11 protein-coding genes and 1 other RNA gene are annotated in these 15,510 nt (G+C 45.2%); 6 read left to right on the top strand and 6 right to left on the bottom strand.

Going from position 1 to position 15,510, the window contains the following annotated elements:
- Positions 1-19: 19 nt before the first annotated feature.
- The 3 genes from GTW09_RS13400 to ssrS form a co-directional block, all read right to left on the bottom strand.
- A complete protein-coding gene (locus tag GTW09_RS13400) occupies positions 20-961 on the bottom strand; it encodes a nucleoside hydrolase (protein WP_163112285.1) in 942 nt (313 codons plus the stop codon).
- A gap of 18 nt (positions 962-979) precedes the next feature.
- A complete protein-coding gene (locus tag GTW09_RS13405) occupies positions 980-1,876 on the bottom strand; it encodes a ribokinase (protein ID WP_163112286.1) in 897 nt (298 codons plus the stop codon).
- Between the two features lie 21 nt (positions 1,877-1,897).
- Positions 1,898-2,080, bottom strand: a non-coding RNA gene (gene ssrS / locus GTW09_RS13410) — 6S RNA.
- A gap of 666 nt (positions 2,081-2,746) precedes the next feature.
- Here ssrS and GTW09_RS13415 point away from each other — a divergent pair.
- From GTW09_RS13415 to GTW09_RS13435, 5 genes are all read left to right on the top strand, one after another.
- Positions 2,747-3,313, top strand: a complete 567-nt coding sequence (locus tag GTW09_RS13415; protein WP_163112287.1) for a UPF0149 family protein — start codon at positions 2,747-2,749, stop codon at positions 3,311-3,313.
- 33 nt (positions 3,314-3,346) lie between these two features.
- Positions 3,347-4,660 carry a Xaa-Pro aminopeptidase gene (pepP, locus tag GTW09_RS13420; RefSeq protein WP_163112288.1) on the top strand — a complete coding sequence of 438 codons (1,314 nt, stop codon included), beginning with the start codon at positions 3,347-3,349 and terminating at the stop codon, positions 4,658-4,660.
- Positions 4,661-4,809: 149 nt separating this feature from the next.
- The gene (locus GTW09_RS13425; protein WP_163112289.1) at positions 4,810-6,090 is read left to right on the top strand and encodes an FAD-dependent oxidoreductase; all 1,281 of its coding nucleotides are present in this window, start codon (positions 4,810-4,812) and stop codon (positions 6,088-6,090) included.
- Between the two features lie 67 nt (positions 6,091-6,157).
- The gene (locus tag GTW09_RS13430; RefSeq protein WP_163112290.1) at positions 6,158-7,330 is read left to right on the top strand and encodes an FAD-dependent monooxygenase; all 1,173 of its coding nucleotides are present in this window, start codon (positions 6,158-6,160) and stop codon (positions 7,328-7,330) included.
- Positions 7,331-7,400: 70 nt separating this feature from the next.
- A complete protein-coding gene (locus GTW09_RS13435; protein ID WP_163112291.1) occupies positions 7,401-8,699 on the top strand; it encodes a M24 family metallopeptidase in 1,299 nt (432 codons plus the stop codon).
- Between the two features lie 138 nt (positions 8,700-8,837).
- Here the strand turns inward: GTW09_RS13435 and GTW09_RS13440 are convergent, their stop codons facing one another.
- From GTW09_RS13440 to GTW09_RS13450, 3 genes are all read right to left on the bottom strand, one after another.
- Complete coding sequence (locus tag GTW09_RS13440; RefSeq protein ID WP_163112292.1) at positions 8,838-9,689, bottom strand: LysR family transcriptional regulator; 852 nt, start codon at positions 9,687-9,689, stop codon at positions 8,838-8,840.
- A 77-nt stretch (positions 9,690-9,766) separates the two neighbouring features.
- Positions 9,767-11,311, bottom strand: coding sequence for a tryptophan halogenase family protein (locus GTW09_RS13445; RefSeq protein ID WP_163112293.1), 1,545 nt, complete (start codon positions 11,309-11,311; stop codon positions 9,767-9,769).
- Positions 11,308-12,336, bottom strand: coding sequence for a LacI family DNA-binding transcriptional regulator (locus tag GTW09_RS13450; protein WP_163112294.1), 1,029 nt, complete (start codon positions 12,334-12,336; stop codon positions 11,308-11,310). Before GTW09_RS13450 ends, GTW09_RS13445 begins: the two co-directional genes overlap by 4 nt.
- Positions 12,337-12,553: 217 nt before the next feature.
- Here GTW09_RS13450 and GTW09_RS13455 point away from each other — a divergent pair, with 217 nt between their 5' ends.
- Positions 12,554-15,298 carry a TonB-dependent receptor gene (locus GTW09_RS13455; protein ID WP_163112295.1) on the top strand — a complete coding sequence of 915 codons (2,745 nt, stop codon included), beginning with the start codon at positions 12,554-12,556 and terminating at the stop codon, positions 15,296-15,298.
- The last annotated feature ends 212 nt before the right edge of the window (positions 15,299-15,510 follow it).

Here is a 15,510-nt window from a genome sequence, read left to right on the forward strand (position 1 = left end):
CTATTAGTGAGCATAGCGTTTAAAGAGCGTAGGTGTCTATGAACAATTTCTCAAGCTTGCCGTGGTCGACTTTAGTTGCAACTTTTATAATATTTGCCTCATTCCAAAGCGGGCTTGGTGTTGTACCCTTTGGAGCCACCACTGTTTGGCCTCTGTCGAGCGGTCCTGTTCCAACTCTTGCGTGCCCTTCTGTTAATTCAAATAGCTCAGGGTGACGCAAGTGCGCAATTGGAAACGCATCGTGGAAGAAACATACTCTGTCTTCGCGGTTTTGCGAGTAGAAGTCCATGTAGAATTGTGCGCTTTCTTGCACAAAGCCGCCCAAAGTTGGGTTTTTCTCTGCTAATACGTCGACAAACGTTGGTGCGAAAGGCACGTCGTTGGTGACATCTAGGCCAAACATCGTCAATTCCCAGTCTGCGGCGAAAACAATTTCTGCAGCATGAGCGTCGTTCCATATGTTGGCTTCGGCAACCGGGGTTACATTACCTGGTACAAACGCTGCACCGCCCATAATGCTCACCCCTTTCACCAATTTAGGTAATTCTGGTTCTAAACGAAGTGCTAGCGCTAAATTACCCAACGGACCAATTGCTACTAATGTTATTTCGCCTGGGTATTTGCGAGCCATATCTACAATAAATTGAGCCGAGCTGCGTGGGTCTAGTTCACCTTTTGGAGGCTCTGGTTTCATATGGCCAAAACCGTGTTCACCGTGAACAAAATGAGCATAGGTAGATTCAGGTCCAACCCATGGCATACCTACGCCTTTTGTTACCGGAACGTCTTTTCCAGCTACTTCACACAATGTAAGCGCATTTTGCGCTGCCATTGTTACGGGAACGTTTCCGTAAACCGTGGTTAAACCTAGCAGCTCGATGTCGGGTGACTGAAATGCAAAAAAGATGGCCATTGCATCGTCGATGCCCGGATCCGTGTCTAAAATTATTTTATGTGCCATGAAATACTCTCTGAATTTTTAGTTGGCGTGTTTAGCCAAGAATCGGTCGACTTCTTTCTGCGTAGGGATACTTTGCGCTGCGCCTTCACGTGTAACGGCAATAGCAGACGCAGCACACCCTCGCTTAAGCGCTTGCTTGGCGTCGGTATGATTGCTGTAGGCTGATAAGAAGTAACCAATAAAGGTGTCACCCGCGGCGGTAGTATCCACGGCGTCTACGCTGAATGCGCTGACATTAATAACATCATCACCGCGCAGCATCATTACGCCGGCTTTTCCAAGCGTAATAATGACTTCACAATGAGACCAATGCTGTTTGAATTCAGCAACGATGTCGTCAAGCTCATCTTTACCCGTTAATGCCGCAGCTTCGGTTTCATTCACAATAAGCAAGTCAATACAATCGTGAGAGAGAGCCTTCACAGACTCACTCATCGGGGCGGGATTAAAGGCAACCTTAAGGTTATTCTCTTTTGCCTGACGTAAGACTTCGTCAATACTGCTGGTTTCGTTTTGCGTAAGTACCCAATCTGACGGTTTGGTATCGTCTAGCGCGGCCATTACTGTTTTGGCTGTAATGGTTTGATTAGCGCCGCCAAAAAGTACGATGGCATTCTCACCGCTTGGGGTTACTTGTATAATGGCGTGGCCTGAAGGGGTTTCAGAGCATTTAACACCGCGACAATCGACGCCTTTCTTAATTAGCGCTTGTTTGAACGATGCGTCATTCTCGTGAATACTGCCAACGTGTCTGACATCTGCTCCTGCTTGTGCAAGGGCGATAGACTGGTTCGCTCCTTTACCACCTAACAAGGTTTGATAGTGAGTGGAGGCTATGGTTTCACCAGGCTGAACAAAGTGGTCTACCTGATAAACGTGATCGATATTTATGGAGCCAAAATTTATTATTGCCATTTCTTCTTCCGTCGAAAGAGGGCGTCTCCCAGAATGCCGCGTGTCCATTTTCGCCCGTGAACCGAAAAGTTCAGGGCGGAAGAATCACTGTGACCGTAGGCGTCTCGATACGAGCCGAGCTTGCACAATAGTCACGGTTTCAACTTCCTAGGTTTAAAGCATCGGCCAGGGACATGAATGAACTTGCAAACATCCCAGGAAACATTGTTATTGTATTAACGCAACAGGGTATACCAAACGCGTATCCCAGTGAAGAGGATCACTCTAATGCGATGTAAAACGTTGCATTGTTGAATATAGCTGCCTCTAGAATAGTTAATTCTTGACCAAATGGTCAGCATCTATTGGTTGCTAAGTATACACGCATAAGTTTCAAGCTCAAGAAACAGAACTCAATCAATAGAACTCAATCAATAGAACTAGTGCGCTATCAACAAGAACGGATCTACAGTAAAAGTGATATCACTTTAAAGCATTCTGTCTTTTAAAATGCTTGATTGCTTTTACCCGTTGCTAGGGGAAGTCCTTGTCCACAACAAGATGGTAGTAGAAATGTGTTGTCGTTACCAGTGAAGTTCAACGTTTCCTTGCTTTTTAACTTCTGTTTGCGCAGTGAGTAATCAATATGGCAAAAGTGGGTTTTATAATGCGATTTTGCTACTATGCTCGTTTGAATATGACATCATGAAGGTCACTATGATTGAAGAAGCGCCAACCGATACTTGCACTCTTAGCGAGCGCGTTATTTATGTAAGGTAAAGACATCATTTCTCTTGAACTTACTTGTCGGTGCCTTCTCCGGTTATTAGTCCGGTACTGAGTGCAACACCTCAAAAATACAATCAAACACGAAATAAAAGAGAGTTATCAGTGGAAAAGCAGCTCGATTACGACAGCGTTACCAATAAATTATCACAGCACGGCGTAATAGTGGATGGCGCCGAAATACACGGAATTCTATGTGGAATGTTGTGCGGTGGTATGTCACTTACCGACCAGAAATGGCTTGAAGCGTTAAGCGAAACTGTTAATCAGGGCGATGACTTTTCCGAATCGGTCGTATTTACATTAACTACATTGTTTAATCAAACATGCCAGCAATTGCTTGAACCTGAATTTGCTTTGTCTTTACTGCTGCCAGAGGATCAGGCGCCTATTAACGATCGCGGCGCAGCACTAATTAATTGGGTGCAGGGTTTTATGTTGGGTTTTGGGCTACATCAACAAGATTTGGTGCAGTGTTCAGACGATGTTAAGGAAGCGCTTGAAGACTTTTCAGATATCTCTCGAATGGAAGAACCTATGGAAGCTGATGAAGAGTCGGAAAAGGCGCTTTTTGAAGTAGAAGAATATGTGAAAATATCAGCAATTCTGTGCTTTAGCGAGCTAGGCCAATCATTACTAGACGACCAAAAAGACAAGCCTTCACTTCACTAAAAAAATAATAATTATCACAGGGGCCGCGAATTTATGATTAGTGCGCAAGAGTTCATTTCTCGCCAAGACAGACTATTAGCACAATGCCAACCAAACAGCGTGTGTATTATTCCTGCGGCCTCGTTGGTAACACGAAGCCGAGACACCGAGTACCTTTTTAGACAAGACAGCGACTTTTGGTATTTGACCGGCTTTGAAGAGCCGAATGCGTGGCTAATTATGTCGAACAACCCTAGGTATGGTGAGCGTTACCGTGCCATGGTTGTACAAGCAAAAGACAAGCAGGCCGAAATATGGCAAGGAAAGCGGCTTGGTGCCGATGCGGCGTTATCTCGATTCAGTTTAGACGAAGCGTTCGAAGAGCAAGAGTTAGAAGAAGCGTTGCTTGAGGCTATGCAGGGACAAGATCATTTGTATGCGCCAATAGGCGCAAATGAACAACATGATAAAATATTGTTCACTGCACTAAAAACTTTGAAAGGGGCGCCAAAATCATCACTTGCACCTAGCGCGGTTCACGATGTGCAGCCCACACTTCATGAAATGCGCGTGTATAAATCGGCGAGCGAAGTAGCGGTGATGAAAGCGGCTGCTGAAATAACTGCCAGAGCGCATAAGCGTGCTATGCAGTTTGCTCACCCAAATTGTTATGAATACCAACTTGAAGCAGAACTTCATCATGAGTTTGCCATGGCAGGTGCCCGTAGTCCTGCTTACGGCACGATTGTTGGAAGTGGTCACAATGCCTGCATATTGCACTACACAGAAAACAGTGCGCAAATTAACGATGGCGACTTAATTCTTATCGATGCAGGCGCGGAGTACCAAGGTTATGCTGCAGATATTACGCGCACATTTCCTGTTAACGGCGTTTTTAGCGATGAACAAAAAGCCATTTACAATGTGGTCTTAAAAGCGCAAAAAAGCGTTTTAGATATGCTGGCACCAGGTGTTACTTTGCCCGAGGCAATGAGGCATAGCGTTGAAATTATTACCGAAGGCTTGGTGGAACTGGGTATTTTAAAAGGTAGCGTAGCCGAGCATTTAGAAAACGAGAGCTGGCGACAGTACTATATGCATGGGCTAGGGCACTTTTTAGGGTTAGATGTTCACGATGTGGGCGATTACAAACAAAATGATCAAGACCGTCCGCTAGCGCCTGGAATGGTTATCACCGTAGAGCCTGGTATCTATATTGGCGAAGACACCGACGCGCCAGCGCGTTTTAAAGGTATTGGCGTAAGAATAGAAGACGATGTTGCTATTACTGCCACCGGTGTTGATGTGCTTACCGCCGATGTGCCCAAAGAAATTGATGAAATAGAAGAGTTGATGGCAAAAGCGTAGAAAGAGCTACACAACAGCTTCGAATCTATGCAGAAGCGCAGCGTTATGTAAAAGAAAAGCGCAGTGTTAAAGAGCAGCGCAGTGAAAAGAGCAGTGCTATGTAAATGCAAAGCGCGATGCAAACGTGAAAGATAAGGGAAAGCGTAATAGTGAAGAGTGTCGATGTTGCAGTAGTAGGGGGAGGCATTGTTGGCAGTGTATTGGCCAAAGGTTTAGCCGAACGCGCAGGGTTAAGTGTGGCACTCATTGATGCGGCGCCCGTTATCCAAAGCGTCGCCGAAGTCTCAAAGGCCAACGCTCTCGATTTTAACCCTTTCACCGACACTCGGGTTATTGCGCTAGCTCGTCGTACCGTTGATGAGCTAAAAGCGCTCAATGTTCCACTGGAAAAACTTGCAGATATTTATCACGGTGAACCCCCACCTTCCATAGACTCCATTGAAGTAAGTGATCGCGGCCACTTAGGTTTAGTTAACCTAGCGGCCGAAGACTACCGCATTCCCTCCTTTGGGCAGGTTGTATCGCTAAGTGCTTTAACACGCCTTGTTGCTTCATCAAGTAATGACTATGAACATATTGCACCGGCGACGGTGCAGAGTGTGACTCAGCATCAAAATTACACTGAGGTGGCGCTTGATAATGGTGAAACTCGTCGCGCAAAGCTTGTTGTACTGGCCGATGGCGGACGCTCTGCTCTTGCACAGCAAGTAGGGCTTACGCGCACAGCAAACGATTATGAGCAAACGGCGATAGTGTTTAATGTACACACTCAGCAGCCTCACAATAATAAAGCATATGAGCGTTTTACAGAGTCTGGGCCACTGGCATTTTTACCCTTCGACAGTGATATAGATAATCAAAAGTCGACAGGCTGTGGCTTTTCCGTTGTGTGGACAGTGAAAGCTGACAAAGCGGAAGCACTACTTTCTAGGACTAATAAAGCGTTTGTCGACGCGCTACAAGACGCTTTCGGGTTTCGCCAAGGTAAGATTATACGTGTAAGTGATAAGGCAAGTTATCCGCTTTCTTTAAAGTTAGTTGATGAGGTAACATCTCATAGAACAGTGGTAGTGGGAAATGCGGCTCAAAGCCTTCACCCTATTGCTGGACAAGGTTTTAACTTAGGGCTTCGAGATATTTATACGCTTATTTCCACCTTGCAAAGCGAACGGTTAAATAAAAGCTCTATAGATAAAGACGGTGAGTTCGATCCGGGACAGTTTAACGTGCTCAATACTTATGCAAAGAAACGTAAAAAAGACAGAGCGGCCACCATTACCTTAACCGATACCTTGGTTCACACGTTCTCAAACCAGCACTTTCCCCTAGTAGTTGGCAGAAACGTATCATTAATGGCCCTGAGTATGGTGCCTTTTGCTAAAAAGCAGTTTGTGAAACAAACTACAGGCTATGGCTTAGGTGCACGGTAAAAAACAGAGCAGGGGCATAATAAAACCATGACGTTAAATTTTATCACGCTAACAGAAAGAGAGATTTATGCAGCACGTTGATATTGGTATTGTTGGCGGAGGTATTGTTGGTTTAACTCTCGCAGCCGCGCTTAAAGATAGCTCGCTTTCCGTTGGAGTTATTGATAAGCATCCGTTGTCTACTGCATCAGGTGATAAAGCCACATCCCGTGTAAGCGCCATCAATCAGGCAAATATTACGGCATTGCAAAACTTAAACGTTTGGCCTCATGTACAGCCTAACCGCGCCAACCCCTATGTGGCTATGCACGTGTGGGACAAAGACAGCTTCGGTGATATTCACTTTCATTGCCACGAAATGGGCAGTGACACGCTAGGGGTTATTGTTGAGAATCAAGCTTTAGTAAATGCACTTGCTCACACCGTTGAAAAACAAAATAACGTTCAAGTATTTGAGACAAGCATAGAGCGCGTATTGTCTGGCCCTAATCAAAATATGGTGATGTTTGATAATAGCGATGTTTTAAGCTGCCGGCTTCTTATTGGTGCGGATGGCGCTAACTCATTTGTTCGTCAGCAAGCCGGGTTTCCCATTACATTTAAAGATTATGAGCACACGGCCATTGTAGCCAATATAAAAACTGAAATGTCCCATGAAAGTGTGGCGAGGCAAGCTTTCACTCCTACAGGTCCTCTTGCATTATTGCCCATGTCTGAACCCAACATATGCTCTATTGTGTGGTCGCAAAGCCCTGATAAAGCCAACGAGCTTATGGCAATGGATGACACAGCGTTTTGCCACGCACTTGCAGCGGTAAGCAACAGCATTCTTGGCACCGTAGAGCTTGAAACCAAGCGTTCTGCATTTCCATTAACTATGAGATACGCCAGAGAATGGGCGAAAGACGGCATTGCCCTAGTGGGAGATGCTGCCCATACCATTCATCCTCTAGCGGGGCAGGGGGCAAACTTGGGAATGCAAGATGCACTAGAACTTGCTGAGTTATTGCAAACATTGTCTAGCGAAGGAAGCGATATAGGGCTTCATAAAAACTTGCGCCCGTACGAACGTAGTCGCAAAACCGAGGCTATGAAAATGATTGCAGCTATGGACGGGTTTAAGCTGTTGTTTGATGGCAATGACCCTATCAAAAAACTGATTCGAGGTATTGGCTTAGCGGCCACAGATAAGGTTAGTGTTATAAAGCAAGCCTTTGTTAGTCATGCTATGGGGCTTTAGCCGTAACAAATAACCCAAAATCTATAATAAATAAAACAATAATTAATAAAATAAACGACAGGTGAACGTTATGGATAAACGCCATTTTTTGAAATTTGCAGGTGCGGGGTTAGCACTCTCGCCGGCACTTTCTCTGGCTGCAAGTTCAGACAGTATTCTTCAATCTGATAGACAAGATGCAGAACCGCTATCATCGCTCAAGCCTCTTACAAAAGGTGTTGCGCCAATTACAAACTCAGAGAGAAAAGCGCGCATTGAAAAAGCGCAATCTTTGATGAAAGAACAAGGTGTATCGGCCATTCTCATTGAGCCTGGCGCGGCAATGGATTACTTCTCTGGTATTCAGTGGTGGCGTAGCGAACGCCTAACGGCGCTTATTATTCCTCAAAAAGGGGATGTTGCCGTTGTTACGCCATTTTTTGAAAAGCCAAGCGTATTAGAGTCTCTCAAAGTGGGCGATGACGTTCGCGTATGGCAAGAGCATGAAAGCCCTTTTGATGTCGTTGCTGATATCCTAAAATCAAGAGGCATTACCAGCGGCAAGCTGGGTGTTGAAAGCAGTGTTCGCTACTTTGTAGTGAACGGTGTGGGTAGCGCTATGCCCAACATAGATATTGTGCCTGCCGAGCCTATAACTCGTGGCTGCCGAATGTATAAAACCGCAGCTGAATTAACCTTGATGCACAAAGCAAACGAAATAACGTTAGCGGCTTATAATGTGGTATTCAGCCATTTAAAAGAAGGCATGACACAAGCAGATGTAAAAGCTCTTATGCACCAAGCTCAGCAGAATCTGGGTGGCAGCAAGACATGGTGCTTGGCTCTGTTTAATGACGCTAGCGCTTATCCTCACGGAACCAATGCAAAACAAGTTATTCAACAAGGCTCAGTGGTATTACTTGATAGCGGCTGTAGTGTGCATGGATATCAAAGCGATATCAGTCGTACGCTTGTATTCGGTAAGCCATCACAAAAAGTGACAGACGTATGGAATACCGTGCGAGAAGGGCAAAATGTAGCGTTCAACGCAGCCAAAGTGGGCACACCTGCTGGTAAGGTTGATGATGCCGTGCGAGCTTACTACGTTACTCAAGGTTACGACAAAGACTACGCATTACCTGGGCTAAGTCACCGCACTGGGCATGGCATTGGCATGGAAGGTCACGAAAGCGTGAACTTTGTGCGCGGCGAAACAGCACCGCTTAAAAAGGGTATGTGTTTTTCTAACGAGCCTGGCTTATACATACCCGGTGAGTTTGGTGTGCGTTTGGAAGATTGTTTGTATATGACAGACAAAGGCCCACGATACTTTACTGAGCCACCTGTATCGATAGAAGAACCGCTAGGTCGCTTAGTGCCTCTTGCCTAGTGCTTTTAAAATAAGCATCGTTGAGTTAACTCATGTTGCAAAGGGGCGCGCATTGCTTATGCGCGCTTATTCAACACCTTCAGAGACTACCTTTGGAGATTACCTTCAAAGACCACCTTCAAAAACCAAATTAATCCGCTAGTTATTTTTAAGCCGAGTAGTGAAAAATTCCGCCAAGGTTTTACTAATAACAGGGTGCTGGGTGTCTTGGTTAAACAAGCAAATATTCACTTTCCCCAGCTTAGGTAGGTGAGGGTGATTAAGAAGCGTTAGGTTTGCAGGTAAGCTCGATTTTGCCAATGCGGTAACGCCTAGTCCTTGTTGAATAGCTGCGGTTATGCCGCCTAAATCAGCATTGGTATAGGTAATTTTCCATGCAAATGTTTGCTGTTTAAGTTGCTCTATTACTCGGCTTCTATACATACAGCCATCTGGGGCCAGTACAAGGGGAATAGTGCTACCTACAAGCGGATGGGAACTATCTCCCACCCACACCACATCATCTTCTAACACCACGTCGCCTTCGGTGTCTTCATCGGGGTTCACCAAAGCCAAAATAAGATCGAAGTGATCGCGCTGGCTAGGATGCAGCAAGTCGCGGCTGAGAGAGGACGTGACTTCTAATGATACATCGGGGTAGCGCTTTGAAAATTCACCAATTAACCCTGGCAACAGGGTAGAGGCGAACTCGTTGGGAATGCCTAATCGAAGGCGGCCACTCAGTGGGGCCGGGGTTAAACTTCGAAATATACTGTCGTTCAGTTCAAGCAATTCTTTTGCTTTGGCATACAACCAGTTTCCATCTGCACTGGGTACATGCCGCTGGCCTAGTTTAATAAACAGCTTTCTGTCGAGTTGAGACTCCAGCTTTTTAATTTGCAAGCTGATAGCCGGTTGAGAGCGACCAAGAAAGTCGCCGGCTTTAGCATAGCCGCCAAGCTCTATAACACTCACAAATGTACGCAAGTTATCCAACGAAAGCTGTTTCATTATATAAGTATTTCTAATTGCCTAACCAAACTACATTATATTTATAAATGTTAATATTGAAAACCGCTACTAACAGATCAGCACGTCTCAGTATTAGGCTTTTGCATTTTACGCAGTATGTCTTTTAGCATTTGATGAGGGTTCAGCGTTTCCACGACCCTGTCACCCGTTGGCGGTGAAAACCGCCTCATGCCGGCAAAAATACAATACCAAGAGGGGCGTAAATACACTAAGTTGGCATCTACCTCGTTTAGCGCGTCTTCGAAGTTTGCACCTCTGTCCCACTCTTTTAACAAGTAAGCAAGAGTATCTGGCACCTTCATTTCGTTTCTACACGCTACCCAATAAGGTGTGTCGTTACGGGTATTAAGGTAATAATGAGCAGCAATATAATCTCTAATGCCATCGAACATACGATTCATTTCGTTATTGTATAAAGCGTGTTTACGGGTATCTGGTATTGGCTGCTGCCAACAATCGATGAAATGATGCAGTGCGTATTGCACTAGCATAAGAGCGGTCGCTTCTAGCGGCTCTATAAAACCTTGAGACAGGCCGATACTTAAACAGTTGCCCGCCCAATGTGTATTCAACCTGCCTACCTGCATCTTCAAATGACGGGCAGGGGTATTTTTAAGGTTAGTGCCTTCATCTAACACACTTCTTAGCTCTTGCTCTGCTTGAACGGATGAACAAAAGCGAGAGCTATACACATAGCCGTTGCCTGTGCGTGCAGTAAGGGGAATATTCCACTGCCAGCCATGTCTTAGGGCTACTGAACGTGTTTGATATTTTATGATGTCACTGCGTTTAGTAGGTATCGCTACCGCGGCATCGTTAAAAAGAGTATCGGCATAGGATGTAACCGATCTATTCAGCGCTTTTTTACCTAAAATGCCGCGAAAGCCAGAGCAGTCGATAAATAAGTCGGCGTGTAACGTGCCGTGTAAATCTGTTTGGATTGCTTGAATATTGTCATTGAAAGTAGGCACTTTTGTCACATTGCCCACTTTATGATTAACGCCTTTGCTGGTGGCGTAATGCTTTAAAAACTCGCCTAACAAGCCGGCGTCAAAATGATAAGCGTAGTCAATATTAGCACTATCTACTATGGTATTCGGTGCGATGTTCTGCCTTACCATTTCGGCGGCGGTAAAATAATGTGACTCAGAGATATTACTTGGCTGACCATGCCGCCGTTGGTTTACGGCTGTAAAATAATGCTCGGCAGTAGGCACATCAAGCGCTGAGAAAAACGGATGGAAATAAGAGGGCGTTCGAGATGGGGGAGAGTCATCGCTTTTATTCCACCCTTCAAAGTTAATGCCCATTTTGTAAGTAGCGTTACAGGCTTCCATCCAAGTGCTTTCTTCCACGCCTAAATAGGCAAAAAAATGTCGTAAATAGGGGGTGGAACCTTCCCCCACGCCTACAGTGGGAATTGATGAAGACTCTAGCAATGTAATACTGCAACCCTGTGCAGAATGCCGCGTTTGTTGGTCATGCAGCGTTTGTTGCGAGAAAGAGCCAGTCAGCTCAGCAGCTCTTGCAAGATAGCATGCAGTCATCCAGCCTGCGCTGCCTCCGCCAACAATAACAATTTTATTTGGTAATGCCTTCATAGCGTTACCTCCGTAGAGGATCTCACCACTAATTGAGGGGTAAAGGTTTGCGTTAAATTATTGAAATTAGTCTTGGTCTTTTTTGCCCTTAAATATTGGATAAGCGAGGAGGTCGCAGATTGCGCGATTTCATTAGTGGGCTGGGAAGCGGTTGTTAGCGGCGGAAAAGTTTGTCGTGAGAATGGGCTATCCTCAAACCCAGCAATGGCTAAATCGTTGGGTACATCTACGCCTTTCATTCTCGCGCCAAACAACGTACCCGCTGCGATTTCATCGTTACAGGCAAATACCGCGGTGGGGCGTGAAGGCATTGATAACAATACATCTGCACTTTTTACCCCGGTTTCAAATGAATAGGTACCTTCTATAACTAGCGATTCATCAAAGGGGATAGAGGCTTTTTCTAACGCAGCTTTGTAACCATTTAAGCGCTCGGTGGTAGATTTGTGAATCACTTCACCCGCGATAAATGCAATGTGTTTGTGGCCTTGGGCAATTAAATGCTCGGTAATTTGGAAGGCGGCCTTGAAATCGTTTACCAACACATAGGGTAGGGTAGAGCTAAATTCGCTGTCGCCAGACAAAATGCGTACGTAGCTAATGTTTTTATTATCGAGGTGATGCAATACATCGGGCATTTCGGATAAAGGCGGAGAAAGTACCAGACCAGCAAGCTGTGCTGAATCCACCATATCCACTAATTCTTGTGCAATATTCTCAGAGCTTGCATCGCAGGGGTGAATAAGAAGCTCGAAGTTATTCTTGCGGCAGACATCTAAAATACCTTTCTGCATATCAATGATGTAGTAAGCATTGGGGTTGTCGTAAACGTAACCAAGTACCGACGTTACGTTGCTTGCAAGATCCCGCGCAGCCTTGTTTGGCGTGTATTTTAGCTCTGCGATTGCCTGTTCTACTCGCTTAAGTGTATCGGGCTTAACCGTCCCTTCTTTGTTTACCACACGAGACACGGTTTTAATTGAAACACCGGCCAACTCAGCGACACTTTTGATAGTTGCAGCCAATTTTCACCTCACGAAAAAATTGCTTTAAATTTCAACAGATAAGTAATTTTTATTGCGTATTTGTTAAATTTTTATTTGCGCGTTCACATCTAGTCATGTAACTTAACATCTAATGACAGCGTTGTCATCTTTAAATATATGCAGAAAACAGCGCCTGTCATTTTATTATTATAATAAATGACAGCGTTGTCATTTTGGCTGAGAGAAGGTTAAGACCATGTATAGAAATCAACAAAGCAAACTCACAAGAAGCATTCGCCTCGCCATTACAATGGGCGCATTAAGCGGTATGACAATGCCGGTTGCATTTGCACAACAGCAGCAAGACGAACAAGAGCAAAACAATAAAACGGAAGTCATCGAAGTTACCGGAATTCGCGGCAGCCAAAAAGCAAACATCAACGCTAAGCGTTTTTCCAATGCTATTGTCGACGCAATTACAGCGGAGGATATTGGCAAGTTTCCAGATAAAAACGTGGCTGAAACGCTAGCACGAGTGCCTGGTATAACTATTGATAGAGATTTCGGTGAAGGCCAAGGCGTTACCATTCGTGGTGTGCAACCAGATCAAAACTTGACCTTAGTGAATGGTCAAGCAGTAGGTACTGGGCAATGGTTTGTACTATCAGATGCCACACGTAACTTTAACTTTGAAATTTTAGCCTCCGAAATGATTGCGGGACTTGAAGTATACAAGTCATCTCAAGCTGATATTGACGAAGGCGCGTTAGGCGGTACGGTAATACTAAAAACCAGAAAGCCATTCGACTTAGAGGCAAACTCTGGTCAATTGTCTATTGAAGGCCAGTACGGCGACATCGCCGACGCTTTAGACCCTTCCGTATCTGGCTTATACAGCTGGAAAAATGAAGAAGAAACATTTGGTATCTTGTTTTCGGGCTCATACCAAGAACGTACCGTAGAGCGTGAGACCAACGAAGACTTTGGTTGGTTTGGCCCTAGCATTCCACGTATCGACCCGCTTATCGAAGCGCCAAGCGGTGCGCAGGAAAAAGGAGCGCTCCCTTGGGGAATGGGTTCTGCTTTATTTAAACAAGATCGTGAGCGGGTTGGTTTCGATGTTACCGCGCAATGGGCACCAACCGATAACTTCGATATGTCGGTGCACTATTTATCGTCTACGCTTAAAGCAGACAACGTAAACTCAAATCTTATCGGTATTCCATTTCGCGGCATTGCCTATATGGGTACAGATACCAATACGGGTACTGTGAGCGACGGCGTTGTAGAATCGCTTAATGTAACTGGTTTGCCGCAGCGTCCAGCTTGGGCCCGCTTCATTGCGTATGACAATATTTTCCGCGACGGTTCAGAGATGTCTACGGAGATTATTGATATTGAAGGTAACTATCTTACCGACAATGGTGTGCTGCATTTCCAAATTGGTACCACAACGGGTGAGGGCGAGAACCGCGATTTCTTTACCGAGTTTTGGGCTGATGCTAACGATCCTCGCGCCGCGTTCGATTTTTATAACCCAGGCGGTGATTCGCCCTATATCGACTTTACTACTGCAAGTCCGTGGTTAGCTAACCCAACAGACGAGATGTGGTTGGGCGGCATATTCGACCAGTTTAACAGCACAGAAGATACTGAAAACTATGTGCAGTTTGATTACGAGCACTCTGTAGATTGGGGCGCTATTACCGAAGTGAAAACTGGGGTTAAACGCCGCGATAGAAGTTTTTCACAGTCGCGTTACAGAACCGACTTAGCTAATTTAGCGCCAGTAGGTGAGGGAAGCTTAGGGCCTGCATCTGATTTTTGGAGCGGCGATATGCTAAACGTGTCTCACAGCGAGACCAATGCGGTAGCAGCAAGCTATTTCTTCCCAGATAAAGACAGCATGTACAACGCATTTTATAACGTCGCCGAGTGTTCAGGCGATGAAACAACGTTGTGCCGCACTACAGACCGCTTCTTGCCAGAGTCTTCTTTTGAAGTAGAAGAAGACATTACAGCGCTATATGTCATGGCCAAGTTTAGCGGTGAAGGCTTTAGAGGTAACATGGGTTTACGCTATGTAGAGACCGACTCAACCTCGAATGGATTTGACTTAAATTCTGGTGAAGCGGTTTCGTTTGACGGTGGGTATAATGAATGGCTGCCAAGCATTAACTTGTCTTACGATTTAGCTGAAGACGTATTAGTCAGAATGGCTGCATCACGGGTACTAACTCGTCCTGCGCCTTTCCAATTAGCACCTGCAGTTAATTTAACGCCCGAAACCAGTTCAGGCTCTGCCGGTAACCCGCAGTTAGATCCGCTTACCGCAAATCAGTTTGAAGTAGGTGCCGAGTGGTACTTTAGCGAATCGTCTATTGCGGCAATCACGGTATTTAAGAAAGATATTAACGACTTTATCTTTACTAAAACCGTGTCTCGCGAAATTGATGGCCAGCAAATTAATCAGCTAAGAACCCCTGAAAATGGCGGTTCAACCAGCATTGACGGTGTTGAAGTACAAGTGCAGCACGTGTTTGAAAATGGGTTTGGTGGCTACGCTAACTACACCTATACCGACGTAGCAGATGCACAGGTTGACGAAGCGGTGCCAGTAACTGATGCCGACGGCAATATAACAGGGGCAACACTAGCTTCTCGCACAGTTAGCTTTCCAAATACGTCCAAAGACTCTTTCAACGTTGGGGTGTTCTACGAAACTGACTTGTACAGCGCGCGTCTAAACTACAACTATCGTTCGGAGTACTTTATTGCCCAAGCGGAAATAGGCGATCAGTTCCGCGATGAGCAATCGCAGCTTGATGCGCAGCTTAGCTGGAATATTACCGAAACTATTACGCTTAAAGCTGAAGCCCTTAACTTAACCAATGAAATTTGGGAGAACTACTATGTTCGCTCAAGTGATGGTAAGCGACTTGGTGGAACGCAAAGTGCTAATGGACGCCGTTTCTTTGTAGGCGCTAGCATGAGGTTCTAATCCCTCAGAGTTCTGAAATCTCAACGTTTTATCTCTTAGCGAATTAGAACGTTAGTGAATTAGAACTTTAAAAGAATGAGGGGCAGGGCATTTGCCTTGCCTCTACAGTTTTGCTCCGGCAGTTGATTAGGCAAATGGCTTAAAAAACTGTTTGAGAAAGCAAGTTCAAAGAACGGCTTGAAAAAGCGAAAGAAACAACAAGGAATTATAGA

Origin of the sequence: Alteromonas hispanica, assembly GCF_010500915.1 — a bacterium.
Lineage (GTDB): Bacteria > Pseudomonadota > Gammaproteobacteria > Enterobacterales > Alteromonadaceae > Alteromonas > Alteromonas hispanica.

Excerpts from the sequence above, each read along its gene's own strand:
- GTW09_RS13435 (WP_163112291.1), top strand. The coding sequence starts at position 7,401 with ATGGATAAACGCCATTTTTTGAAATTTGCAGGTGCGGGGTTAGCACTC.
- GTW09_RS13430 (WP_163112290.1), top strand. The coding sequence starts at position 6,158 with ATGCAGCACGTTGATATTGGTATTGTTGGCGGAGGTATTGTTGGTTTA.
- pepP (WP_163112288.1), top strand. The coding sequence starts at position 3,347 with ATGATTAGTGCGCAAGAGTTCATTTCTCGCCAAGACAGACTATTAGCA.
- GTW09_RS13400 (WP_163112285.1), bottom strand. The coding sequence starts at position 961 with ATGGCACATAAAATAATTTTAGACACGGATCCGGGCATCGACGATGCA.
- GTW09_RS13405 (WP_163112286.1), bottom strand. The coding sequence starts at position 1,876 with ATGGCAATAATAAATTTTGGCTCCATAAATATCGATCACGTTTATCAG.
- GTW09_RS13455 (WP_163112295.1), top strand. The coding sequence starts at position 12,554 with ATGTATAGAAATCAACAAAGCAAACTCACAAGAAGCATTCGCCTCGCC.
- GTW09_RS13440 (WP_163112292.1), bottom strand. The coding sequence starts at position 9,689 with ATGAAACAGCTTTCGTTGGATAACTTGCGTACATTTGTGAGTGTTATA.
- GTW09_RS13445 (WP_163112293.1), bottom strand. The coding sequence starts at position 11,311 with ATGAAGGCATTACCAAATAAAATTGTTATTGTTGGCGGAGGCAGCGCA.